Genomic DNA, 24,162 nt, shown 5'->3' with positions numbered 1-24,162 from the left:
TTGTGTGGTCACGGTTATTCACCTCATCCTTATCCGTTAGCGAATCGTTAAATGCTCTGCAATAGGTCCAAGTACAACGGCAGGCAGGAACGTCAGCGCGCCGACAATAACGACGGTTCCTACTAGAATCCCGCCAAACAGCACGTTGTCCGTCCGGAATGTTCCGATCGTTTCCGGTACGGGCTTTTTGCGGACCAAGGATCCGGCTACAGCCAGCATGGCAATCATCGAAACATACCGTCCAAGCAGCATGACGAGGCCGGTCGTCATGTTCCAGAACGGCGTATTGTCGGCAAGACCTTCAAAGCCGGAGCCGTTATTCGCCGCTGACGAGGTGTATTCATAGAGCACCTGCGAGATGCCGTGAAAGCCTGGGTTCGTGATGGCACCCTGGCCAAGATCCGTCAGGAAAGCAATGGCGGTTGGCGCCAAAATAATAAACGGATGAACGAGAATCGCGATCGCGATCAGCTTCATTTCCTTTGGTTCGATTTTCCGCCCGAGAAACTCAGGTGTCCGACCGACCATTAGTCCCGCGATAAAGACCGCAAGAATCGCATACATCAGCATATTGACGAGGCCAACGCCTTTACCTCCAAACACAACGTTCAGCATCATCTCCGCCAGCGGGACAAGACCGCCGATCGGGGTCAGCGTATCATGCATGTTATTGACCGAACCGGTAGTGGCCGCCGTCGTCACCGCCGTAAAGAGGGAGGATTGGGCAATGCCAAACCTGACTTCCTTGCCCTCCATGCTGCCTTGCGAGGCGTCTGCGCCAAGATTGTTCATAACCGGATTGCCATGCAGCTCAGCCGTGTAGACCGTTGCAAGGAATACCAGGAACAGCGACATCATGGCGCCAAATACAACCCAGCCTTGCTTGCGGTTACCCGCGAAACGACCGTATACATAAGGCAGGCAAGCAGGCAGCGCCCACATGGACAGAATCTCGATGACGTTCGTAAGCGGGCTCGGATTCTCGAAAGGATGCGCCGAGTTGACGCCAAAGAAACCGCCGCCGTTTGTACCCAAGTGCTTAATCGATTCCAGAGAAGCAACCGGACCGATTGCGATGCTTTGCGTTGCCCCTTCCAGCGTTGTTGCCGTTACGTTAGGCTGCAGGGTCTGCGGCACGTGAAGTGCCACAAGAACCAGCGTAATGAGCGTTGCGAGCGGCAGGAAAATCCGCGTGTGGGATTTCACGAAGTCGGTAAAGAAGTTGCCGATGGTGCTGCCCCTGCTCGTCAAGCCGCGGATAAAAGCAATTGCAACCGAGAAGCCGGTAGCCGCCGAGGTGAACATCATCATCATAATGACGGCCATCTGCGAGAAATAGGACAGCCCGGTCTCGCCGCTGTAATGCTGCAGGTTCGTATTCGTAATAAAGCTGATAACGGTATTGAACGACAGCGTTTCTTCCATGGCGCCAATGCCGTTGGGGTTGCCAGGAAGGCTGCCCTGCAGGCGCAGAATCAAATAACTGATCGCGACCAGCACGATATTCGTGAAAAGGAAGCTTAACGCGTACTTTTTCCAGGTCATGCCTTCACGCGATTTCAGCCCGATTAATTTATAAATGAACCGTTCGGTTCCGCCGAATAGGCGGTCGGTCCGGTTCGGTTGATCCGAGTATACGTGGTACACATAGGTTCCGAGCGGTTTGACGAGCAGTACAAGCACGCCAACCACGATAAGGAGCTGTAAAATATCCATTGCCATTGCGGCCTCCCAGCATTTGATAAGGGTTTAGAATTTCTCCGGATTAATCAAGGCGTATATCAAGTAAAGAAAGAGAAACAGGGCAAGCACTAACGTGACAATCATCGCTGATCCTCCTCTTGAATGGCCCGGTCGCACCAATGCATAAAGCCGGCGAAGAGTATGAATATCGCTGCCAGAAGCAGCACCATATAGATATCCTGCATAGCGGATTCCTCCTAAAAGAATGGCGAATAACTTTCGGTCTTACCGATTATCTTGGCTTGCCATGAGGTCGTTTATGATTAAAAAGGATGTATCCGCATGATTGGAATGAATGACATAATTAGCACCCATCCCTTTATAGATCAGACGGGGATTTGCGCTGTCCGTAACGACGCAGATCGATTTGGATGTCCAGCTGCGGCAGATCTGGATATAGCGGCAGCACAGATTCAGGCTCCTTTCGAATAAAAAGATTCGTCCGACCGGCAGCTCCGGGACACGCCATGTAGCCTCGTCAGTTGTATTGATGACGATAATCGTTGACACGCCAAGCTCCAGCATCCGCCCGTATTCGGTCTTATTGTTCACGATGGCGGCAAACGGGATATGCCGGTGCAGCAGCTGTTTAATAAAATCCTCGCCCTGCACATTGGGTGCGGAGACAAGTATATAATCGTCCATGGTTTACGCTCCTCTTTTGGTTAGAGGAATCAACGACAAACAAAAAAGCCGCGGAAGAGGGACTCTTCACGCGGCTTATAAGCGCAGCAGGAAATAAACCGCGCCTATATTCACGATCATCGTTGCCTCTCTTGGTACGCTGACGAAGTTAGCTGACGGATTCGGGCGTAAGAGTCGCCCTACGCCGATGAGCTCAGATGGAGCTGCTTCGGCGATTCACCCCGTGGACAATGCTGGCTGTATGGAACAGCCGGCTGCCCGATTGGTTCCCCCGTTCCCCCCGTGAAGGGGATTAAGCGATAAAGACAGTTGATTAAAAATGGGCATGAGAAAAAGCCGCAGAGGAAAGATCCCCGCGGCCTTGGAAGGTCACAAGATCACATCATCCTCTCTACTTGGAAAATGCCCTGCCTACTGGACAGTCGCATTTTCATCGCTTACGAGGTTAGCTGACGGATTCGGACGGTGAGAGTCGCCCTACCGGGTCCGGCCGCGCGCAGCCTTTTCCCGGATTCACCCCGGATAAGCATGCCGCGCCGGCTCTCACACCGTTGCCATGCCGCTTATCGATTGGTTCCCCCGTTTCCCTTAACGGAAACTCAGCGATTGTTACATTTGCTGAATCGTATATTACGCCTGACGGCCGAAGTTGTAAATGAACCGTAGAGGCGGCATATTGTCTAATTCTGACAAGGAGTTTGGTTAGAGCGTTTACATTTGGAGGGAACTCTACCATGCTCCTTCTTGGACCTTATATCTCTCGAATGCTGTAATTCGTTGTGAAATGCAGGTATAACCCAAGCCCAAATCGGTTTGTCCGGAGTAGCAGAATAAGACGGAAAAACCGTTTTACGGCGGTGGAGGGGCCGGTAAGGAGCTGAGCGGCACTATAATGGCCCCTTGTTTTCATCAGCTAATTTTGGGACAATAGGAACAGTATGCGGCTTTGGCCGCGTTTCACGAAAAGAGGAAAAACGATGAATACACCATCCATATATGGATTTACATTAGAGCAATTAACATCATGGCTGGGCGAGCGCGGGCATAAAAAGTTCCGGGCGACCCAGGTGTGGGAATACTTGTACCGGAAGCGGGTTACGAGCTTTGCGGATATGACGGATGTTCATCCGGACCTCGTGAAGCTGCTGGAAGAGAACTTTGCGATCCAGACGCTGGTCGAGCATACGAAGCAGGTGTCGAAGGACGGCACGGTCAAGCTGCTGCTCAAGCTGGATGACGGCAACCTGATCGAGACGGTGATGATGCGCCATAAGTTCGGCTTGTCGGTCTGCGTAACCACGCAGGTTGGCTGCAACATCGGCTGCAGCTTCTGTGCGAGCGGCCTGTTGAAGAAGAGCAGGGATCTGACAAGCGGCGAGATTGTCGAGCAGATTATGAAGATTCAGCTTCATCTCGACGAATCCGGCCAAGGCGAGAAGGTCAGCCATATCGTTGTTATGGGCATTGGCGAGCCGTTCGATAACTTTATTCACCTGAACGACTTCCTTACAACGGTGAAGGATCATAAAGGTCTGGCTATCGGTCCGCGCCATATTACGGTATCGACAAGCGGCCTCGCGGACAAAATCAGAGAGTTTGCCGACAAGGATCAAGGGGTTAACCTCGCGGTCTCGCTGCATGCTCCTAATAATGAGCTGCGGACGCGGATTATGAAGATCAACCGAGCGATTCCGATCGAGAAGCTGATGGATGCGATCGATTATTATCTGGAGCGGACGAACCGCCGCATTACGCTGGAGTATATTCTGCTCAAGGACGTCAACGACCGGCCGGAGCATGCGCTTGAGCTTGCCGAGCTGGTGGGCGACCGCCGCCGCTCCCTCGTGAACGTGAACCTGATTCCTTATAATCCGGTTGACGAGCATAGCCAATACCAGCGCAGCGAGAACGACTCCATTAAGAGCTTCTACGATACGCTGAAAAAACAAGACGTCAGCGTCAGCGTCCGCCTCGAGCATGGCGCCGACATCGACGCGGCTTGCGGCCAGCTGCGCAGCAAGCAGATGAATAAGGAAAAAGCCGGATAACAACCGGCCAGGCATAATCAAAGCCATGATCAGAGGATCATGGCTTTTTGCTTGGGAGCTGTGCGGCCCCGGTATCCGATGCAGGCGGCGATGCAGAATTGAGCAGCATAATAAGTGGCCATAATGAGCACGTCTGACCCGGCAATATCCGAAATAAACTTATTCCAGGCAAGAATGGAATCGGAAGCCATAAAGAGCAGGGCACCCGCAACCGCCCATGCGTTGCCGGACATCATGGCCGACCAGCCCATCAGCGAAATGGCGGTTACATAGACAAGAACGGGGATTTTCAGAGCGTCGTCCCCCGATTTCGTAAGCCCATCAAGCAGCTCGTAGCCCATATATACGGCATACACGCCGATTGGAATAATCGTTACGAGCCGCCAGAAGGAAAACCTCCACTGCCCGAAAAATCCGCTTAAATAAAACAAATGGCCGATCAAAAAAGCGGACAGCCCTACGACAAAGTTACCCAGGGTGACATCGCCAACAACGCTGAAGACAAGACCGGTTAGCAGGATCCGTTGAAACCGCTTACCGTTTTGCGCGGACTGCAAGTAAGCATAAGCGATAATCAGCAGCATAGGGATCGCTTTGAAAATTAGCTTGACGGCATGCGGTTCAGCAGGAATGATAAAAATGTAAAGCAAGCCCATGAGCAGAATAAGGGCAGGCAGTATTTTGATCAATCGGCATCGCTCCTTTTTTCCTAACTATAGCATAGATTTTCATTTTTAAAGTCTGGATTAATATCGAAAAGGCGGGGTATCGCATGAACGTGAATATGACAGCTCAACAATTGCTGGAGAAGCAGCGGCATTATTACGGGACGGGGGCAACCCGGAGTCTCGAATTCCGGCAGGCACAGCTGGCCAAGCTGCGCCAAGCCATTACGGAACGCGAGGATGCGATTATGCAGGCGCTTCGGCTTGACCTTAACCGGAGCGAGCAGGAGTCCTATATGCTTGAGATTGGACTTGTCCTGAAGGAAATCTCTTTTGTGCAGAAGCGGTTGAAGCGGTGGATGAAGCCCGCCAAGGTCAAAACGGCGCTTACCCACATGGGCAGCAAAGGCTACATCGTGCCGGAGCCGCTTGGCACCGCGCTTATTATCGCTCCGTGGAACTATCCGTTCCAGCTTGCGATGGCGCCGCTTGTCGGAGCTATAGCAGCGGGCAATACCGCAATCCTGAAGCCGTCGGAGCTTTCGCAGGCAGTGTCGGAGGTCATGTCCTCGCTTGTTCAGGATACGTTCGACCCTTCTTACATAGCCGTAATGGAAGGCGGAGTTGAAGTAAGCAAGGAGCTGCTGGACCTGCCGTTCGATAAGATTTTCTTCACGGGCAGCGTTAACGTCGGCAAGCAGGTTATGGCGGCGGCTGCCAAGCATTTGACGCCGGTTACGCTGGAGCTTGGGGGCAAAAGCCCGGCTATCGTGCATCATGACGCCAATCTCAAGCTGGCCGCAAGACGTCTTGCCTTCGGCAAATTCATTAACGCCGGGCAGACCTGCATCGCGCCGGATTACGTGCTCGTGCATCACAGCGTTCTGGAGGAGTTCCTTCAGCAGCTCCGCAAGTCGGTAACGAAGTTCTATGGACAGAATCCGCTTGAGCATAAGGATTACGGCAAAATCATATCGGAGCGGCATTTCCAGCGGCTTGCAGGCTTCCTTCGCGAAGGGGAGGCTGTCATGGGCGGAGGGGCAGACGAAATGGCGCTCCGGATCGAGCCTACCGTATTAACCCACGTGGACTGGAATATGCCGGTCATGCAGGAGGAGATTTTTGGCCCGATTCTGCCGGTATTGGTCTATGACGAGCTTCAGGAAGCGATCGATCAGATCAATGCGCGTCCGAAGCCGCTTGCTCTCTATCTGTTCAGCGAGAATGCGGCTATTCAGAAGCGGGTGACCGAGGCGGTGCCGTTTGGCGGCGGATGCATCAACGATACGCTCATGCATCTGGCGACGCCGTATTTGCCGTTTGGCGGAGTGGGGGAGAGCGGGTTGGGAGCTTACCATGGCGAGTACAGCTTCAAGACCTTCTCCCATATGAAAAGCGTGCTGAAGCAAACGACCAGGTTCGATTTTGCCTTCCGTTATCCGTCTGCCAAGGGTGGTCTTTCGATCATTCGGAGGCTGATGAAATAGCCTGATGCAGCTGAAAACGTTTTATGTATTTTTTACCAAAAAATCGATTGACTTCGCCCAATTTGCTCAGTAACATGGGGTAGCACACTACCATTACTGACTGCCGTTGTCCCTCTCATCCTTGGCGTAATGGGGTATTCCATGTAGGAGGTTATACGGATGGAACAACGGTTAACGGATAAACCCCAGGAGCAGGAATTCAGCATAAAAAGCATCCTGCTTCCGCTTGTCGCGATTATTCTCGGCTGTTTTATGGTTATTCTCGATACAACAGCGATGAACGTCGCTTTATCGAAGCTCGTAGAGGATTTCCATACGCAGCTTCCCACTCTGCAATGGACCGTAACGGGCTATATGCTGGCACAAGCCGCCGTCATTCCGCTTGCGGGCTGGCTGTCCGACCGGTTCGGCGCCAAGACGGTTTTTCTAACCTCGGTCATTCTCTTTACGATTGGCTCACTCCTATGCGCGCTGCCGAATGACCCGCAGACGCTGATTATGTTCCGCGTCATTCAAGGGCTTGGCGGCGGATTTGTGCTGCCCGTTGCGATGGCGTATGTTTACCGGCTGAGTCCGCCCAATAAAGTAGGGCAGGTCATGGGGATGCTGGGCGTGCCGATTCTGCTGGCGCCGGCCATTGGTCCCATTCTTTCCGGCTGGCTGGTCGAATACCATTCTTGGCGCTGGATCTTCCTGATCAATCTGCCGGTAGGTATTATCAGCGTATTGTTCGGGTTATGGAGTCTGCCGAAGCTGGCGACCAAGAAGCTTGCCGGATTGGATATTCCGGGCATGATTCTGGGGCCGCTCGCTTTCGCCGCGTTATCCTATGGCGTTAACCAGGGCGCGGAGAGCTGGACTTCGGATAAAACGCTCACCGGCCTTATCGCTGGCGGCGTAGCGCTGATCGTTTTTATTATCGTAGAGCTGCGCGCGAAGCATCCGCTGCTGGATCTTCGGGTGTTCCGCTCGATTGATTTCTCGTTCGGCATTGTGGTGCAGTGGATTGTCCAGTTCTCGCTGTTTGGCGCGATTTTCCTGCTGCCGCAATTTCTTCAGCAAGGCCGCGGCTACGGTGCGTTTGACACCGGACTTACCTTATTTCCGCAAGCGCTGGCTTCGGCTTGCATGATGCCGATCGGCGGCTATTTGTTTGACCGGATCGGTGTCCGCTGGCTGGTTGTGATCGGGCTTAGCCTTGTATCTGGCGCGATCTTCCAGTATTCGCATCTGGATATTCATACAGGCAGAGAGGATTTGCTGCTGCCTCTTATTATGGCCGGCTCGGGAATGGGGCTTATGATGATGCCTCTTAATTCCCATCTGATCAACAAGACGCCGCGGGAGCTGGTCAGCCGCGTTACTTCGCTTACGAGCGCGATGCAGCAGGTGATCAGCTCGCTGGCGGTTGCGCTGCTCGTAACGGTTCTGACCAAGCGGATTGCGAAGCTGATGGCTGAAGCAAACGTTCCGCCCGAAGCGCTGGCGAACCAAACCGCGGGAAGCGGTGCCGCGCAGGCAAGTCCGGAGCAGCTGCAGCAGCTTCTGGCATTGGCTGTTGATGCATTTGACTATACCTTTGGCATTATGGTATTTGTTGCTATAATCGGTGCCCTGTTAGGGCTTCTGCTTCGTAGAGGCAAGAAAAATTCCGGAGAGAACACGCAGGCCGAAAAGCCGGAAGCGGCTCTCGAAGGGCTTCATATGGGATAATGGAAATCAATTAACCGCGAATAGGGTCAGTTTCATTAGCCAACGCTAGTGGAACTGATCCTTTTTGAGTATACGGGGAAAGGACAAACGTTTATGTTACAGCCTTATACGCAGAGAGTAGTCGATATTATTAAGCGGATCCCGGAAGGGAAGGTAATGACCTACGGGCAAATCGCGGGGTTGGCAGGCAGCAGCCGCGGGGCAAGACAGGTCGTACGAATCCTGCACGCTTTGAGCAGTGCCCATCAGCTGCCTTGGCATCGGGTGGTGAACGCCAAAGGAGAAATCGCTATTCAGGAAGACGAATCGCGGATGCTGCAAAGGCATATGCTGGAGGCCGAAGGCGTGTACATAGGGATTAACGGAATAATTGACCTGGAGGAATACAGGCATGAACCGGAAATCCCGCCGAATAGATAAAGCTCCCTATATGTTAACCTTTGTGTTAAAATCGGGTTAACATACAGGGAGAGGAGCAGTTCCCATGCAAAGCATCGCGTTAAGAGGGCATCATCTGTTTTGTTTGCTTGGATACCGCGGCAAGGGATATTCGGAAAGCTTCTGCACGAACATGACAGCCGTTTATGAAACGCTGCGGAACGACCCGAAGACGATCCTTGAAATTATCGAAGGTCCGGATAAGATCTGCGCGGCCTTTCCATCGGATCAGCCGAATCACTGCCACAATCCAAGCGTGTATCGGAAGGACAGCGAAATATTAGGCGAGTTAGGGCTAGAGGCCGGAAACCGGTTAAGCTGGGAGGAGCTAATCGGGCGCGTTGCTGCCGCTATTCAACCCGATGATATCCACAGGCTCTGCTATGACTGCCCTTGGGAGCCATACGGGTTGTGCCAGGAAGGGGTTGCCCATATCCGGCAGGCCAAAACTCTAAGGGTATTGCCTTAACCTCTATCTACGCAATAAAAATAAAGCGGCAGCTTAAGGCTGCCGCTTTGCTAATTTCTCCTGCGCCATCCTGATCATTTCACGGATCATCGCACCGCCGATTTTTCCGCCGACATGGCCGGCATCCTCGGTTTTCATATTCCCGTTATCGCCATTGCGGTTCATCCGGATTCCCATCTCGCTAGCTACTTCGTATTTCACGTCATCCGGTCTGTTCTCGTCTACCGCATAGCCTTCCTGGCGCATCACGTTTGCCTTTAGGTTCTGCATGGCCGCCCCTGCTTCAGGAACAAGTAATCTTCTGCTTCGTCTTGCCATTTTGCCGCACCGCCTCATCGTAATTTGACGGTATTACTTTTCCCTGCCGCCCCGGCATTTATGAAGGAGAAGAATTAAATAAACTTGCCTAGAATGGCATCCACTTTGGCTTTATTGGAGATAAAGGTATGTCTGTTTAAAAGTCTCTGATTCAGCGTGTTTTTGTTATGCACGACAACCATGTAGTTGCGTTTGCCTGACTTGGTCAGAACCTCATGTTTATGCTTAATGACTCCACTGTGCCCATCTACCGTCTTATATCGATAGCCGCCAAAGTATTGCTCGGAATTGTAAATCCATGTATAAAAGGGCGGGGAGGATTTGCTGACCGTTGCCACCCGGTGCCGTACGCTGTCATAAATGTAGCCGGCCTGATTAATCAATGCCCGCGTACCTTGCTTTGGCTTGTATTTATGAAGCTGATCGATCATGGTGCGGTGATACGTATCATCGCAGTCAAGGCGGACAAGGTAAAAAGTAGAACTTGAGCCGACCGTTCTTTGCAGCTTTTTGCCGTATTTCTTGTCTGCCACGAATCGGATATTCGCCGGCAGCTTCGGATATTTCGCAAGCTCAGCCCTTATAATTCCCTCAGTCCGCTCCGTATAACGAATAAAAGCGTGAAAGTTCTGGTTCGTCTGCTTGAGCAGGCTTTGAAGCGTATATTTCATAAAGATGGACATCCGGTACTTAATCCACTGAGGGGTCAGTCCAATCCGGTAAACACCGCCTCTGTTCGAACGGTTGTTAAATTCGATTTCTACAATAATGGCTTTGGTCATCTCGCCCTTGTCCCCTCCCAAGTCTTGTCTGATGAGATTACTATATTCGGAAGGAATGGTTTGGATATAGGCCGCATTCCCACCAGTTAAAAATCTGGCAGAATATCAGTGCCTTCCTCACAGCACACTTATGGATGTACCAAATATCCGAGGGAGGTTTTTCGCCAATGAAAAAGAAATTGTTCTCTACGCTGTGCGCCGCAACTATTCTTATGTCTGCCGCTTCTGTACCAGCCTTTGCTGCGTCAGCCAAAGATGAGGTCGCAACGGATAACTTCCGCAGCACGCATTACGGTTCCACGACTTACGGAACTTACGGAACGGATGGCGGCAGCACGACAACCAACCGTACGAACAACTACAACGGAACAATGAACGGAACGAACGGATTCGGCACAAATCCTTACGGCACTAATAACTACAGCACGACCAACGGCTACGGATTAAATACTACCGGCACTTACAGCACCAATAACGGTTATAATCCGAACCGAAACAGCTTCATTGGCAATACAAACCGAATGAACAGCTATAGTACAACAGGTACTACAGGTACGGTTACAGGAACACACGCCTTAACAAACGGCAATTACCGTACTTTGGCAACCACGAATAACCGCAATAATAACTGGGGCTGGCTTGGTCTGCTTGGTCTGGCCGGATTGTTCGGTCTTAGAAGCCGTGATCGCGAGCGCACCTAAATATGGGGATTCTAAGTGGTAATCCCAAAGACGAGCCGATGCACTACGGTGAGATCTACGCCGTATGGCAGGCGTCTATGGTGGCCAAAAGCGCCGTTTCCTGCTGTCAGGCTTATTTAAGCCATGCCGGCGATAAAGATCTCAAAAAGATCCTGGAGGATCTTATTGATCAGTCGAGGCTGGAATCGAAGGAATTGGATGCGTTGCTTACCCATAACGGGATAACGCCTGCTCCTGCGATGCCCGAAAGACCGCCGGTTAAGCTTGAAGATATTCCTGCTGGAGCAAGATTCGCGGATAACGAAATCGCCTTTGGCATTGCCGGCGGTTTGTCAACGGGTCTTGTGGCATGCAGTCAGGCAATGGGTATTTCGATTAGGGAAGATATTGGCGCATTATTTGGCAAATACCACATGACGAAGGCAGCCTTGGGTTTGCGTATTTTGGAGATGTCCAAAAAGAAAGGGTGGCTGATCCCTCCACCGCTCCAAATGAAGCGCCCCGAGCCTGTTCATGCCTAAAAATTAAGCAAAAGCCCTGCTCAGCGAGCAGGGCTTTTTGCAGGATTGACGAATACATCAGATACATATAGACTGGGAGGAATTTCTTTGTGCGCGAACCATATAGGAAAGGAGAAGTCGCGATGTGGGAAAGATTGCTGCCTGGCGAGCAGGCTATGGATGCTTTAAGATCGCCTTTATTTATCCCGGATGAGGTAAAGTTGAATTTGCTGCACCGGATATGCGAAATGAGTCAGTCGGTTATCTATAGAGCCGCAGGGGGGTCCGCGATTTTTGCCGGTTCGCCTGGTCATAATGCCTGGTTGTGGGTGGATGAGGCACTTCCGGAGGAGGAAAGACTCCTTCTCCTCAAAGCCTTGGTGAAGCTTACCGGTCATACGCTTCGCGGAATTACGGCGGAGCCTAGGCATGCCAAGCTGTTTGCGGAGCTGTACGCTGTACGCTACCGTGTGCGCCCCGAGTATAAAATGGGGATGGAAGCTTATTATTGTCCGGATATCCGGTACCCATCGGCAGTGAAGGGGGAGCTGCGGCCAACCGTTTCCTCGGACGCTCCGCTAATCGCGGATTTTATGGCCGGCTTTGCGGAAAGCGCATACGGCTACAAGGTCCATCCGGCTAGCCAATTGCCCGCGGCGGGTAATACGATCGCAACAGGCAATCTATACATATGGATCGTTGATCAAATGCCGGTATCCATGGCGCATATCGCTCACCGTTCTCCGCGCCATGCCCGCATTAATTATGTCTATACGCCGCTGGAGCTGCGAAAGCAAGGGTTTGCGAGCGCGACGGTTGCCGCCTGCTGCGGCCTGATCGTGCAAGAAAACAGGATCCCCATGCTGTATGCGGATTTGACCAACCCCGATTCCAATAAGGTGTATCAGAATATCGGCTTTGTGGAAAGCGGCAAGGTGGCCGACGTCAGATTCGTATCCTAAAGACAAAACCCTCTCCGGCTTAAACGGAGAGGGTTTGCTGTTGCTACCGTGAACCCCGGTAGCTTTCCGGCGGGCCAAGATAGCTGGGCTTTAGGCCGCCGGTATCGATTATGATTTTTTGCAGGACAACGATTGGATCAACCATCCATATTTTAAGCGTATGATAACCGGTCTCCGGGATTGCATGCTTCGTTACGACTGAGCGGATATTCAGAATAACGCTTTGCTCCCAATCGGACTCCGAATAGCCGCCCTCCTTGGTTAGGCCGATTGCGCTTGCCACCTGAACGGGGCCGTCATCAAATGAAACGCCAAGCCGCAAGCCTTGTCCCGGAATAAAGTCAATCGTTGGAGCGATCAGGGCGGTTACGGTAAGCTCGCCAGGCGTTGTCAAGTATACTTCGTACTCCAGGCAAGGCGATTCGCCTGGCTCAGGTACGGGGTTCGAAGGGACAGTTACCGGAAATACGGCCATGGAAGACAGGGTTCTGCCGTAATTCGGAATGACCTGCCAGCTTGCTCCGCCGCCTTCGTTGTTCGTGCTGTAATGTTCCGCCTCGATAGAGATATATCCGTTAGTCTCCATAAAACCGGTCAAGGCTTCGCGGGTAGGCGATGCGGGATTCATAACGTGAATCATGACGGAGAAAGCTTTGCTGGTTAGCAGATCAATCAAGGTGATGCTTCCGGTGATTTTATCGCTTACCGGTACCTCGTTCCAGTCGATCTCTATCCATAGTCGTTCTTCCACTTCAACGCTGCCTGTCGTACGGTTTAACTTAATCCACGGCAGATCGGCCCTTGCGCAGAAAGTGAACGCGTCCGTTCCTTGATTGAACAGATCGATATAACGGCGCTCCCTTGCGTACGTGTCGAAGGAAAGAGCAGGAAGCTGAGGGTCACGCGGCCATGCCAGCTCGGAGCCTTCGACTGCGACGCCTAATCCGGATTTCTCGCTGGTCAGCTTGATCGAGCCAACCTCCGGCATAATATGCTCTTCGGGCTGATTCCAGTACGTATAGCCGATGTGAAGCTGATCCATCATGTGGTTCCATTTACCGTCTGCGAGCTCATGATTATAAGCATAGGTAAGCGCTGCGTCCGCCTCGAAAAGCTGCTTGGCGAGCTTGGCCTCCAGGTTTGCGGAAGCACGTCCCTGAGCGGCATACATCTTGCTTCTTGCGACGCGGATATACATCTCCAGTACTTGGGCAGAAGCTTTGGCCGGATAAAGCACCGTCTGAAAGAAGGCGTCTTTTGCCGCAGCGTGAATGTCCTGATACACCTGCTCGGCCAGCTTGACGGTCTCATGAAGCTCGGCCAGCAAGTTGTCCGCCTCTTTATAATGCACGGAGCTGTAGAGCGGGACGGCGTTCAGCAGCTCCGGCTTCAGCCTTCCGTTCCATTTGGAATACCGGTTAATGATAAGCGCGGCCTCTTCCGCATAGATGGAGCCGAATTGCTGCTCCGCCCAACGGGTGCTGTAGTCTCCAATGTTGTCCTTATTCCATTCGTCCATGTTCCATGCCATCCGAAGGAAGAACTCCAGCTGGCATTCCATCGGCTTTAAATCGCCCACATTCAATATCCAGATCCGGTTTGCGCCGTACTCGTAGGCTTTGTGCATCTGCTCCCAAATTTTCTCGAGCGGCACTGTATTAACCCATTTATAAGAACGAGGACCGCCCACGTAGTCAAGATGGTAGTAGATGCCCGCCCCTCCGGAACGGCTCCGTTCCTCTTCGGTGGGTACTCTGCGCAGATTGCCATGATTGTCGTCGGACCACAAAAGCGTAATGTCATCCGGCACGCGCATGCCGTTCTCGTAATATTCCTGAACCTCTTTATACAATGCCCATAACTGCGGGACTTCCGAAGGATCCGTCTGCATCTGCTCGCCAATAATATGGCGCTGGTCCTGGACGATCCGCTGAAGCAGTTCGATTTTCTCCTGAAATGAGAGTTGACCTCCCATTGCCTCATCGCCGTCTCCCCGCATCCCAAGCGAAATGACATTCTCGTAGCTGGCGCTCCGGCGAATGCCCTCCTCCCAGAAGCTGTAGAGAACTTCTTCATTAACGGAATAATCCCATGGCCCTTGCTTATGCTTCTTCCAGTCGCCATGCGGACGCTGCATAGGCTCGTGGTGGGAGGTGCTGATTACGATGCCGTACATATCCGCAACCGCGGGATTCAGATCGTCATCTTCGTAAAAGGTATTGTCCCACATGGCCGGCCATAGATAGTTCGCCTTAAGGCGGAGCAAAAGCTCGAATACGTTTTCATAAAAATTATGTTTGAAATCACCGAAGTTCTCCCGAACCCAAGCCATAAGGGAAGGCCCTTCATCATTTAAGAAAATACCTCTGTATTTGACGGACGGCTCGCCTTGCTTGTAGATGCCGTTGCGGAACATTAATGCCGCTTGTTTGCGAATCGGAACATCGGCCCAATAGTACCAAGGCGATACGCCAATCCGCTCGCAAATGTCGTAAATGCCGTAGATCGTGCCGCGTTTATCGCTTCCCGCGATGACAAGCGCTTCGTCCACGCCCGGCAGCGGATTGGCAACCGTCTGCAGCACGAAAGACTCCCATTTGCCCGTCAGGCCGGCGGCTTCAAGCCTTCCTTCCGCGATAAGCTTGTCGATCAAGCCGGATTGTCCGATTGTGCCTATAATAACCGTGCTGTTCTTCAGATTTTCAGTCTGATGAAAAATTTGCGGATTGGTTTGCGTGACTTTATAAATATCCTGCTGCAAGTCGGATACTGCCCGGATAACACCTGCGTAATCTTGTTCGGATACGTAAATATCGGCCGCCTTCCCGTCGCAGGAAAGCGGAAAATGGCCTTCGTGATAACTGAATGCGATATAGTTGTCGTTCAGCATGCCAAGACCCCCGTTCAATAAATGAAATGAAAGCGACATCATTATATAACAAGGGTTCCGGAGAAAAATCAGGGTTGGCGCAACATGTTTAATTTTTACGATAAACTCTTTAATTTTTTAAATCGGAAATTCACCGTATGAAATTTTGAATTGGGGAATAGTAAGGCGTGGAAATACAATTCAACGAGAACAGGAAGGTGTAGTAACAAATGAAATGGGATTGGATGTTGTCTTCCCGCGATGGCGAAAATAAAGGGAAGGCTAAAAAGGCCGGAAAAATCCTTGGTGCAGTTGTTTTGTCTGCTGCACTTATGTTTGGCGGTGCCGGAACAACTCTTGCGGTCGGCAAAGGAGCCAAAGGACCGGACATCTATGTTATTCAAGGGATGCTGAAGGGAATCGGCAGCTATTCCGGCAAAATCAACGGTTATTATGACAATACAACCGTAAGAGGCGTCAAGCATTATCAAAAAACGCATGGCCTTCCGGTGACTGGCTCGGTGGACGCAAAAACATTCCAGTCGATTACTTACTCCTACAACACGGCTAAATACGGTAAGAAGATAAGCGCCAAAGGCGTCGGCAAAGCTAGAGGTCTTGGCGTTGGCCAAGGCGGCGGCGCAGGAGCTGGCGGTGGCGGCGGAGCAGGCGGCGGCGCAGGAGCTGGCGGCGGCGCAGGAGCTGGTGGCGGCGCAGGAGCTGGTGGCGGCGCAGGAGCTGGTGGCGGCGGCGGAGCAGGCGGCGGCGCAGGTATCGGTGGCGGCGGAGCAGGCGGCGGCGCAGGTATCGGTGGCGGCGGAGCAGGCGGCGGCGCAGGTATCGGTGGCGGCGGAGCAGGCGGCGGCACAGGTATCGGAGGCGGCGGAGCAGGCGGCGGTGCAGGTATCGGTGGCGGCGGCGGAGCAGGCGGCGGCAAAGGCTTCGGCGGCGGAGGCGGCCAAATGCAAGAAGGCGGCAAAGGCGGTAAAGGCTTCGGCGGCGGAGGCGGCCAAATGCAAGAAGGCGGCAAAGGCGGCAAAGGCTTTGGCGGCGGAGGCGGCCAAATGCAAGAAGGCGGCAAAGGCGGTAAAGGCTTTGGCGGCGGAGGCGGCCAAATGCAAGAAGGCGGCAAAGGCGGTAAGGGCTTTGGCGGCGGTGGTACAGGCGGTACCGGCGGCGGCAAAGGATTCGGCGGTGGCGGTACCGGCGGCAGCAATGGCGGCGGCAACAACATCGCGCCTAACAATCAAGCGCCAAACGCAGCTCCAAATCCGGCGCCTAACAAAGCGCCAAGCGAAAATTCCGCGCCTAATTTGCGCTAAACCCCGCATAGAGGCAAAGATAGCAAAGGGGTTGTCCAATATTGGACAGCCCCAAAAAACTTTTTTTCAAAAACCTCTTTACAATTGCCTCGAAATAAAGTATCTTAAAATCAAGATAAACGAAAGCGAGGCGAGCAAATGGAAAAGGAAAAAGATGATTCCCTTGATCTTTACATCGCGCTTGCCAGAGCAAGCCAATGGGTGAACGCTCATGCCGACCGGGATATCCGCAAACATGGCCTTAACCGGACCGAGTTCGGAGTGCTGGAGCTTCTGTATCACAAAGGTCCGCAGCCCTTGCAACAAATCGGCGAGAAGGTGCTGATGAGCAGCGGCAATATCACTTACGTCATCGATAAGCTGGAGAAGAAAGGTTTTGTCAGCCGCAGAGCTTCAACCGAAGACCGGAGGCTGATCTACGCTGAAATTACAGAAGCAGGGACACGCTTCATTGAAGAAGTATTCCCGCAGCATACCCTCGTAATTGAGGGAGCGGTCGGAGGACTGACAGCGGAAGAGAAGCAGGCGGCAAGCCTACTACTCAAGAAATTAGGCAAGTTCGCGCAGACGACCTACAAATAGAGTTGGTCGTAGCCATATACATCTAGTCAGGCCCTATATCTTAAATTAAAGATTCTTAAAAATTTTAAAACTAACCCATTAGGAGAGTGGAAATAATGACAAATCAACGTACAGCAGGTATCCATCATATTACGGCTTTCGTGAAACATCCTCAGGTGACTACAGACTTTTACGCAGGGGTGCTTGGTCTCCGGCTCGTGAAAAAAACAATCAACTTTGATGCACCGGAAGTGTACCATCTGTACTTCGGCGATCAAGCCGGCAGCCCTGGCACAATCATCACGTTCTTCCCTTGGGAAAACTCCCGTAAAGGCGTCGTAGGCGGCGGTCAAGTAGGTTACACCACTTACGTTGTACCTGAAGGTACGCTGGGCTTCTGGAAAGAACGCCTTGCAAAATTCCAGATCGAATTCAATGAGACCTCCCGCTTTGGCGAGCAGTACCTGCAATTCGCCGATCCGGACGGCTTGCTTGTAGAACTGGTAGCACGCGAAGAAGGTCCAAGAAGCACATGGTCGTTTGGCGGCGTATCGGCCGATAATGCGATCAAAGGCTTTGGCGGCGCTATTCTGTACAGCACCAATCCTGCGGCCACCGCACAATTGCTGGAGCATGTAATGGGCCTGTCGAAAGTGGACGAAGAGAACGGTCTGGCACGTTACCAATCGTTCGGCGAACTCGGCAACATCATCGACGTGAATACGGAGCCAATGGCGGCCGGTCATGGCGGTCACGGTACCGTTCACCATATCGCTTGGAGAGCAAAAGACGATGCCGAGCATCTCACTTGGCAGCAGCATGTAGCCGCCAACGGCTTCCAGCCAACGCCAATCGTCGACCGTCAGTACTTCAATGCGCTCTACTTCCGTGAGCAAGGCGGCATACTGTTCGAGATCGCTACGGATCCTCCAGGGTTCGCACGTGACGAAGAGCCTGAACATCTCGGGGAAAAACTGATGCTGCCGGCATGGTACGAGCAGCACCGCGAAACACTGGAGCAGCTGCTTACTCCGTTTGACGTACGGGTAATGGAACTGGATCGTTAATAGGTGACAATTTATATTAGGGGAGGTATATACCATGAAGCATATATTCAAACAGGGGACGAATCCGGCGGCGCCGGTCCTCGTCCTGTTCCATGGCACAGGCGGCACGGAGCATGACCTGCTGCCGCTTGCGGCAGCCTTTTCGCCGGAGTCGTCCGTGCTGAGCATCCGGGGCAATGTATCCGAGAACGGAATGGCACGATATTTCCGCCGGATTGCGGAAGGCGTATTCGATCTGGAGGATCTGGTATTCCGGACAAAGGAACTGAATGATTTCCTTGGCCAAGCGGCAGAGGAGTATGGGTTCGACCGAAATAACCTGGTAGCCGTGGGTTATTCCAATGGTGCCAATATCGCAGGCAGCCTGCTGTTCCACTACAAGGACTCGCTGCGCGGGGCTATTCTGCATCACCCGATGGTGCCGATCCGGGGTCTAGAATTGCCGGATTTGTCCGGAGTGCCGGTATTTATCGGGGCAGGCGAGAACGATCCGATCTGCTCGCCCGAAGAGACAAACGAGCTGGAAGGCTTGCTTGGCGGCGCGGGCGCAACGGTAGACGTGCATTGGGAACGGTTCGGCCATCAGCTTACCCGTTCGGAAGTGGCGGCGGCAGCAGCTTGGTATAAAGATCATTTCTAAGAAAAGGAGGCGGCGGAAGCATGATCCGGATTGATGCAGAAACCTTAAGCGAGCGTGAGAATTACAAGCTGCTTACGGGTACGGTTATTCCAAGGCCGATTGCTCTGGTAACGACCTTATCCGAGAACGGCGTGCTGAACGCGGCGCCATTCAGTTATTTCAATATCGTAACGGCTGATCCGCCGCTGATCTCCGTATCCGTGCAGCGCAAAAGAGGTATCCGGAAGGATACCTCTCGTCATGCCATCGCAAGAGGTGAGTTTGTCGTTCACATTGCGGATGAATCGTATGTTGAAAAGCTGAATGCTACGGCAGCCAGCCTGCCGCCGGAAGAGAGCGAGGTTACTCTCGCCGGTCTGACCGCCGTGCCTAGTGAACGAATCTCCGTCCCCGGCATTGCGGAAGCCAAGGTCCGGCTGGAATGCGTGCTGGAGAAGGCGATTCCGCTTGGCGGAACGGCAGAAGCTCCTACTGTTGACTTGCTGATCGGCCGTGTTGTCCGCTATCATCTTCATGAATCCATCATAGATGAACGGAATCATGTCGATGCGGCAGCTCTTCAACCGGTCAGCCGTCTGGCAGGCGCTTCGTACGCGAAGCTTGGCGAGCTGTTCGAAGTAGAACGGCCTTCGTAATTACTCTTCGCCGCGTGCCTCGAAACGTTTGATAATCTCGACAATTACCTGCACGGACTTAACCATGTTGTCGATGGAGACATATTCGAATTTGCCGTGGTAATTCTCGCCGCCGGTGAAAATATTCGGAGTCGGCAGGCCCATGTACGACAGCTGCGAGCCGTCGGTACCGCCGCGGATTGGTTTGATAAGCGGCTTAATATCCAGGCTCTCCATCGCATCGCGGGCAATCTCGACGATATGGAATACCGGCTCGATTTTGTCGCGCATGTTATAGTACTGGTCTTTCAACTCAAGTACGATGCTGTTTGGACCATGGATCGCTTTCATCTCTTCAACAATACGTGAGATATTCGCTTTCTTCGCTTCGAATTTCTCGCGGTTATGGTCGCGGATGATGTAGGACATCTTGGTTTGTTCCACATCGCCCTGCAGCGTGTTCAGATGATAGAAACCTTCATAGCCTTCGGTAAACTCAGGCGCTTCGGCAGCCGGAAGACGGCTGTGAAGGTCCATGGCGATTTTCATCGAGTTGACCATTTTGCCTTTGGCCGTGCCCGGATGGACGTTGGTGCCGTTGACGGTAATTTTGGCTGCAGCCGCGTTAAAGCTCTCGTATTCCAGTTCGCCAAGCGGACCGCCGTCGACGGTGTAGGCATATTTGGCGCCAAAAGCAGCGACGTCAAAGCGATGCGGGCCGCGGCCGATCTCTTCATCCGGCGTAAATGCAACGCGGATCTTGCCGTGCTTGATGTCCGGATTCGCGATCAGATAGGCCATGGCCGTCATAATCTCGGCAATGCCGGCTTTATTGTCGGCGCCAAGCAGGGTTGTGCCGTCCGTCGTCATAAGCGTATGGCCTTTGTAGTTGCCCAGCTCCGGAAAATTTTTAGTCGACAGTACGACGCCCAGCGCTTCGTTCAGCGTAATGTCGCCGCCTTCATATTCGACGAGCTGCGGCTTTACGTTGTTGCCGGTAAAGTCGGTTGCCGTATCCACGTGTGCCAGGAAGCCGATAGTTGGTACCTGTTTATCGGTGTTAGCCGGCAGAGTCGCCATTACGTAACCGTTGGCGTCGATCGTAATTTCTTGCATCCCGATCGATTTGAGCTCTTCGACAAGCTGGTTCGCAAGCGTAAGCTGGCCCGGCGTTGATGGGCAGGTCTCGCCCTCGTCATTGGATTGGGTATCGACGATGACATACGAGGTCAGTCGTTTAATAATTTCTTCTTTCATTTGTTCCGGCTCCTTTCGGGTAACTTGCTTATGTTCCCATTATAAAGGAGTAGAAGGCAGAAATCGAATAACCGAAAGACGGCAGCAAGGGCTGCTCCTTATGGTCATGGCGACCAGGGAGCAGCCCTTGCTGCGTGTGAAAAGCTTACTCGCCGAGCAACTGCTCGGTCAGCTGATTTGCGGCTTTGGCGGTGGATACGCCATGCTTGTCGGACCAATCGAACACATTCGTCAACGTGCGGTAGATCTGTTCGACGCGGCTTCTGGCGTAGGACGGGGAGTTGGCGTTCAGCTCGGCGGCGGTCACGATGATGCCGCCGGCGTTGATTACATAGTCCGGCGCATAAAGGATGCCCCGCCGATGCAGCACATCGCCGTGCCGTTCCTCCGCCAGCTGATTGTTGGCCGCTCCGGCAACAATCCGGCACTGCAGCTGGGGGATGCTCGCATCGTTGATGATGCCGCCAAGCGCGCAAGGGGAGAAGATATCGCATAGCTCGCGCGCGATTTGATCCACGCCGGAAGCCTGTGCACCGTAGTCCTGCACGGCCTTCCGGACGAGCTCATCGTTCAGGTCGGATACGACCAGCTTGGCTCCGGCAAGCGCCAGGTATCGGCAGAGGAACATGCCGACTTTTCCGAGTCCCTGAACCGCAACGACTTTGCCGGACAGGCTTTCCGAGCCGTCCAACTTTTTCAGGGAGGCCTTCATCGCCAGAAAGACGCCGTAAGCGGTCATATCCGCCGTAAAGGTACCCGCCGCGCCAAGCGATCCGGAAATGTCGGTGACATAACGCGTCTCCTGAAACACCCAGTCCATATCGGCTGAGGTTGTTCCGACGTCCATGCCGGTAATATACTCGCCCTGCAGCCGGTTAATGAACCGCCCGAAAGCCCGGAACAGCCGTTCATTTTTGTCCTTGCCCGGATCTCCGATAATAACCGCTTTCCCTCCGCCGAAGGGCAGCTCCGCCATCGCCGATTTATACGTCATGCCCCGGGCCAGCCTGACGGCATCTATGATTGCATCCTCCACGGAGGGGTAGTTCCACATTCTGCAGCCCCCAAGCCCGGGGCCAAGCTTTGTGCTATGGATTGCGATAACTGCGGTAAGTCCGCTGCGCGCATCATGGATTACCTCCAGCCGTTCATAGTCATCAAGGTTCAACAAGCTCCGCAAATCCATATAAAAATCCCCCTTGTCTGGCCGTCCAGCAGCATTGGTATTACCGTTGTATTCAACAGCAACAGCCGATGACACTGGATGCCCGGATAAGGGGGAGCAAAAAATCAGACTGTCGATCTGCGGATGAGCACGAAGGAGACGATGGCGAAGATAAGAATGATCGGCAGGAACCACAGCGACAGCTCGAAGGCCGTCAGATCAATAAACCAGTTCGCGATCTCATCCCACCAGTCTTTGGAGATAATGAGGACCATCATAATGGTTGTGGCAAGCAGGCAGGCTAGCGTCAGAACGAATAAGCCAATCGCCCGGAATTTCCGGAATACGCTGCCGATCGTGAATCCCCAGAAGAAGAGCAGAGCAAGAGTCAGGAAGTAAACGATAAACTGCTGAACGATATTGCCGTCCGTCAGAAAAGGAAGATGGAAGAAGTGTAAGCCCATACCCCAGAAGTTGGTCGCTTTCTCGATTGCGCTGAGCAAGAGCAGAATAATAGCCGTGAAACCGCCGGAGATCAACGTGTGTAAGATTGTTCCCGCATAATAGTCGGTCCGACGGATGCTGAAGCTGATCGCAAAAGGAAAGGTTTGGGGGAGAACAATGATGCCAAGCACAAGCATGTAGATAAAGATGGACATTAGACCGCCGGTGTAAATCTCTACGCCGCTCAGAAACCCGACGATCATATTGATCACAAAGCTTGAGCCAAGAATCATGAACGGGATGATCAGCCAAGCGAACTTGTCGCGTTGATGCATTTTCAGTACATTGCCAATTCGGTTCATTTATGGGAGCCTCCCTTAACATCCGTTTTTTTGCTCGTTAACTGAACGATCAGCTGCTGCAAGGAAATCGGAGAGATCGCAAGGCCAAGAGCATCGGCTTTCTTCCGTTCCTGATCGGACAATCTGCCGGTAATCCCCGCTGTCAGAAGAGCGCCGAACGGTTCTCGCGAAATGACGGTTTTGCCGGCGATAAAGCCTTCAACCGCAGTTGCCGTGCCTGCCACGGAATAGGCGGAGCCGCGCAGCTCTTCCGCATCCTCATTAATAAGCACCTTGCCTCCGTCGATGACGATAATATGCTCGAGCAGACGGCTTACCTCATCGATCAAATGCGTCGACAGGACGATCGTCCGCGGATTCTCGGAATAGTCCTCGATCAGCCGGTCGTAGAACAAAGCTCTGGCAACGGCGTCGAGACCCAGGTACGGTTCGTCAAAAATCGTAAGCGGAGCGCGGCTGGCCAGCCCGACGATAATACCGACGGAAGAATGCATGCCGCGGGACAGCTTTTTCATCTTGCGCTTAAGCGGCAGCTGAAAGTCTTTGACCAGATCATTCGCAAACTCTCTATCCCAGTTCGGGAACAGGGAGGAGGACAGCTCCAGCACATCGTTTACCGTGTAGTTGTCCGGGTACTTCTGGCTTTCCTTAATGAAGCAGATTTGGCTGAGCACGCGGGAGTTCTCGTACGGCTCTTCGCCGAATACCTTCAGCACGCCGCTTGTGGCGAACAGCTGGGCGGTAATCATATGCATGATCGTGGTTTTGCCGGCGCCGTTTCTTCCCAGCAGGCCGTAAATTTTGTCCGCCTCAAGCTTGAACGATACCTCGTTAACGGCCGTAACATTCCCGTACGATTTGGTTAAACGGTTTACCTCAACAACGTTGCTCATTATTTGGCCTCCCCTCTCCGAATCATTTCCGTTAATTGATCTGCCGAAATGCCCAGCTTCTTTGCTTCCCGCATCATGGTTACGACGTATTGCTCGAAAAATTGCTCCTTGCGCTTCTCGACCAGCACGGAACGTGCGCCTGTGGCTACAAACATTCCAATCCCTCTTTTCTTATACAAGATTCCTTCGTCCACCAGCAGGTTGACGCCCTTTGCCGCCGTAGCGGGGTTAATCTGATAAAAGGAGGCGAATTCGTTCTTCGAAGGGACTTGCGCTTCCTCCGGAAGCCTTCCTTGAATGATGTCGTCTTCGATTCGTTCTGCGATCTGTACAAAGATAGGGCGACTATCGTCGATGATTAAGGTCATAGTGTTTTCCTCACCTCTTAGTTACCTGAGTGGTTGATTACTCATGTAACTAACTATACAAGGGGTATGGTATGGAGTCAATAGGCATTACAAAATAGGAGAAGACTTCCTGTTTGTTACAGGAAGTCT

At 52.7% G+C, this 24,162-nt stretch carries 25 protein-coding genes and 2 riboswitches; of the genes, 13 read left to right on the top strand and 12 right to left on the bottom strand.

What is annotated here, in order from left to right; genetic code table 11:
* Window positions 1–36: 36 nt before the first annotated feature.
* From kdpA to WFJ73_RS21085, 3 genes are all read right to left on the bottom strand, one after another.
* Complete coding sequence (gene kdpA, locus WFJ73_RS21090) at window positions 37–1,716, bottom strand: potassium-transporting ATPase subunit KdpA (RefSeq protein WP_336774917.1); 1,680 nt, start codon at window positions 1,714–1,716, stop codon at window positions 37–39.
* A gap of 33 nt (window positions 1,717–1,749) precedes the next feature.
* On the bottom strand, window positions 1,750–1,827 hold the full coding sequence (gene kdpF, locus WFJ73_RS33430; protein WP_201003172.1) for a K(+)-transporting ATPase subunit F: 78 nt from the start codon (window positions 1,825–1,827) through the stop codon (window positions 1,750–1,752).
* A 141-nt stretch (window positions 1,828–1,968) separates the two neighbouring features.
* On the bottom strand, window positions 1,969–2,388 hold the full coding sequence (locus WFJ73_RS21085) for a hypothetical protein (protein WP_336774916.1): 420 nt from the start codon (window positions 2,386–2,388) through the stop codon (window positions 1,969–1,971).
* 121 nt (window positions 2,389–2,509) lie between these two features.
* Window positions 2,510–2,697: riboswitch (cyclic di-AMP (ydaO/yuaA leader) on the bottom strand.
* 110 nt (window positions 2,698–2,807) lie between these two features.
* A riboswitch (cyclic di-AMP (ydaO/yuaA leader) is annotated at window positions 2,808–3,003 on the bottom strand.
* 362 nt (window positions 3,004–3,365) lie between these two features.
* Here WFJ73_RS21085 and rlmN point away from each other — a divergent pair.
* Window positions 3,366–4,436 carry a 23S rRNA (adenine(2503)-C(2))-methyltransferase RlmN gene (rlmN, locus tag WFJ73_RS21080; protein ID WP_336774915.1) on the top strand — a complete coding sequence of 357 codons (1,071 nt, stop codon included), beginning with the start codon at window positions 3,366–3,368 and terminating at the stop codon, window positions 4,434–4,436.
* Between the two features lie 29 nt (window positions 4,437–4,465).
* Here rlmN and WFJ73_RS21075 read toward each other — a convergent pair whose 3' ends face one another.
* Entirely contained in the window at window positions 4,466–5,125 is a 660-nt protein-coding gene (locus WFJ73_RS21075) for a lysoplasmalogenase (RefSeq protein ID WP_336774914.1), read from the bottom strand.
* Between the two features lie 83 nt (window positions 5,126–5,208).
* Between WFJ73_RS21075 and WFJ73_RS21070 the strand changes: the two genes are divergently transcribed.
* The 4 genes from WFJ73_RS21070 to WFJ73_RS21055 all read left to right on the top strand — a co-directional run bounded on the left by WFJ73_RS21070 (window position 5,209) and on the right by WFJ73_RS21055 (window position 9,208).
* On the top strand, window positions 5,209–6,588 hold the full coding sequence (locus WFJ73_RS21070) for an aldehyde dehydrogenase (RefSeq protein WP_336774913.1): 1,380 nt from the start codon (window positions 5,209–5,211) through the stop codon (window positions 6,586–6,588).
* Between the two features lie 159 nt (window positions 6,589–6,747).
* Window positions 6,748–8,301 carry a DHA2 family efflux MFS transporter permease subunit gene (locus tag WFJ73_RS21065; RefSeq protein ID WP_336774912.1) on the top strand — a complete coding sequence of 518 codons (1,554 nt, stop codon included), beginning with the start codon at window positions 6,748–6,750 and terminating at the stop codon, window positions 8,299–8,301.
* Between the two features lie 93 nt (window positions 8,302–8,394).
* On the top strand, window positions 8,395–8,721 hold the full coding sequence (locus WFJ73_RS21060) for an MGMT family protein (RefSeq protein WP_336774911.1): 327 nt from the start codon (window positions 8,395–8,397) through the stop codon (window positions 8,719–8,721).
* 64 nt (window positions 8,722–8,785) lie between these two features.
* Window positions 8,786–9,208: a DUF1284 domain-containing protein gene (locus tag WFJ73_RS21055; protein WP_336774910.1), complete on the top strand. Its 423-nt coding sequence runs from the start codon at window positions 8,786–8,788 to the stop codon at window positions 9,206–9,208.
* A 33-nt stretch (window positions 9,209–9,241) separates the two neighbouring features.
* Here WFJ73_RS21055 and WFJ73_RS21050 read toward each other — a convergent pair whose 3' ends face one another.
* Entirely contained in the window at window positions 9,242–9,526 is a 285-nt protein-coding gene (locus tag WFJ73_RS21050) for an alpha/beta-type small acid-soluble spore protein (protein ID WP_336774909.1), read from the bottom strand.
* Window positions 9,527–9,600: 74 nt separating this feature from the next.
* Window positions 9,601–10,308 (bottom strand): glycosyltransferase family A protein, encoded by a 708-nt coding sequence (locus WFJ73_RS21045; RefSeq protein ID WP_336774908.1) that lies wholly within the window; start codon window positions 10,306–10,308, stop codon window positions 9,601–9,603.
* A 167-nt stretch (window positions 10,309–10,475) separates the two neighbouring features.
* Here WFJ73_RS21045 and WFJ73_RS21040 point away from each other — a divergent pair, with 167 nt between their 5' ends.
* The 3 genes from WFJ73_RS21040 (at window position 10,476) to WFJ73_RS21030 (ending at window position 12,471) form a co-directional block, all read left to right on the top strand.
* On the top strand, window positions 10,476–11,009 hold the full coding sequence (locus tag WFJ73_RS21040) for a WGxxGxxG-CTERM domain-containing protein (protein WP_336774907.1): 534 nt from the start codon (window positions 10,476–10,478) through the stop codon (window positions 11,007–11,009).
* A 2-nt stretch (window positions 11,010–11,011) separates the two neighbouring features.
* On the top strand, window positions 11,012–11,530 hold the full coding sequence (locus WFJ73_RS21035; RefSeq protein ID WP_336774906.1) for a DUF3231 family protein: 519 nt from the start codon (window positions 11,012–11,014) through the stop codon (window positions 11,528–11,530).
* A 122-nt stretch (window positions 11,531–11,652) separates the two neighbouring features.
* Window positions 11,653–12,471, top strand: coding sequence for a GNAT family N-acetyltransferase (locus tag WFJ73_RS21030; RefSeq protein WP_336774905.1), 819 nt, complete (start codon window positions 11,653–11,655; stop codon window positions 12,469–12,471).
* 43 nt (window positions 12,472–12,514) lie between these two features.
* On the opposite strand, the gene WFJ73_RS21025 is transcribed toward WFJ73_RS21030, so the two are convergent.
* A complete protein-coding gene (locus tag WFJ73_RS21025) occupies window positions 12,515–15,361 on the bottom strand; it encodes a glycosyl hydrolase 115 family protein (protein WP_336774904.1) in 2,847 nt (948 codons plus the stop codon).
* 209 nt (window positions 15,362–15,570) lie between these two features.
* Between WFJ73_RS21025 and WFJ73_RS21020 the strand changes: the two genes are divergently transcribed.
* The 5 genes from WFJ73_RS21020 (at window position 15,571) to WFJ73_RS21000 (ending at window position 19,565) form a co-directional block, all read left to right on the top strand.
* Window positions 15,571–16,662: a peptidoglycan-binding domain-containing protein gene (locus WFJ73_RS21020; RefSeq protein WP_336774903.1), complete on the top strand. Its 1,092-nt coding sequence runs from the start codon at window positions 15,571–15,573 to the stop codon at window positions 16,660–16,662.
* Between the two features lie 138 nt (window positions 16,663–16,800).
* Window positions 16,801–17,244 (top strand): MarR family winged helix-turn-helix transcriptional regulator, encoded by a 444-nt coding sequence (locus tag WFJ73_RS21015; RefSeq protein WP_248756609.1) that lies wholly within the window; start codon window positions 16,801–16,803, stop codon window positions 17,242–17,244.
* Window positions 17,245–17,339: 95 nt separating this feature from the next.
* Window positions 17,340–18,290, top strand: a complete 951-nt coding sequence (locus tag WFJ73_RS21010; protein ID WP_336774902.1) for a VOC family protein — start codon at window positions 17,340–17,342, stop codon at window positions 18,288–18,290.
* Window positions 18,291–18,324: 34 nt separating this feature from the next.
* A complete protein-coding gene (locus tag WFJ73_RS21005; protein WP_336774901.1) occupies window positions 18,325–18,930 on the top strand; it encodes an alpha/beta hydrolase in 606 nt (201 codons plus the stop codon).
* A 20-nt stretch (window positions 18,931–18,950) separates the two neighbouring features.
* On the top strand, window positions 18,951–19,565 hold the full coding sequence (locus tag WFJ73_RS21000; protein WP_336774900.1) for a flavin reductase family protein: 615 nt from the start codon (window positions 18,951–18,953) through the stop codon (window positions 19,563–19,565).
* Here the strand turns inward: WFJ73_RS21000 and pepT are convergent, their stop codons facing one another.
* The 5 genes from pepT to WFJ73_RS20975 form a co-directional block, all read right to left on the bottom strand.
* Window positions 19,566–20,801, bottom strand: coding sequence for a peptidase T (gene pepT, locus WFJ73_RS20995; RefSeq protein WP_336774899.1), 1,236 nt, complete (start codon window positions 20,799–20,801; stop codon window positions 19,566–19,568). It abuts the gene before it with no gap.
* A 145-nt stretch (window positions 20,802–20,946) separates the two neighbouring features.
* Window positions 20,947–21,987: a Glu/Leu/Phe/Val family dehydrogenase gene (locus WFJ73_RS20990; RefSeq protein WP_336774898.1), complete on the bottom strand. Its 1,041-nt coding sequence runs from the start codon at window positions 21,985–21,987 to the stop codon at window positions 20,947–20,949.
* Window positions 21,988–22,091: 104 nt separating this feature from the next.
* Window positions 22,092–22,772 (bottom strand): hypothetical protein, encoded by a 681-nt coding sequence (locus tag WFJ73_RS20985; RefSeq protein ID WP_336774897.1) that lies wholly within the window; start codon window positions 22,770–22,772, stop codon window positions 22,092–22,094.
* Window positions 22,769–23,665 (bottom strand): ABC transporter ATP-binding protein, encoded by an 897-nt coding sequence (locus WFJ73_RS20980; protein WP_336774896.1) that lies wholly within the window; start codon window positions 23,663–23,665, stop codon window positions 22,769–22,771. Before WFJ73_RS20980 ends, WFJ73_RS20985 begins: the two co-directional genes overlap by 4 nt.
* Window positions 23,665–24,033, bottom strand: a complete 369-nt coding sequence (locus WFJ73_RS20975; RefSeq protein ID WP_336774895.1) for a GntR family transcriptional regulator — start codon at window positions 24,031–24,033, stop codon at window positions 23,665–23,667. Before WFJ73_RS20975 ends, WFJ73_RS20980 begins: the two co-directional genes overlap by 1 nt.
* Window positions 24,034–24,162 lie beyond the last annotated feature (129 nt).

Origin of the sequence: Paenibacillus sp. MMO-58, assembly GCF_037146255.1 — a bacterium.
GTDB lineage: Bacteria > Bacillota > Bacilli > Paenibacillales > Paenibacillaceae > Pristimantibacillus.
This window is presented reverse-complemented; position numbering and strand designations above follow the sequence as displayed.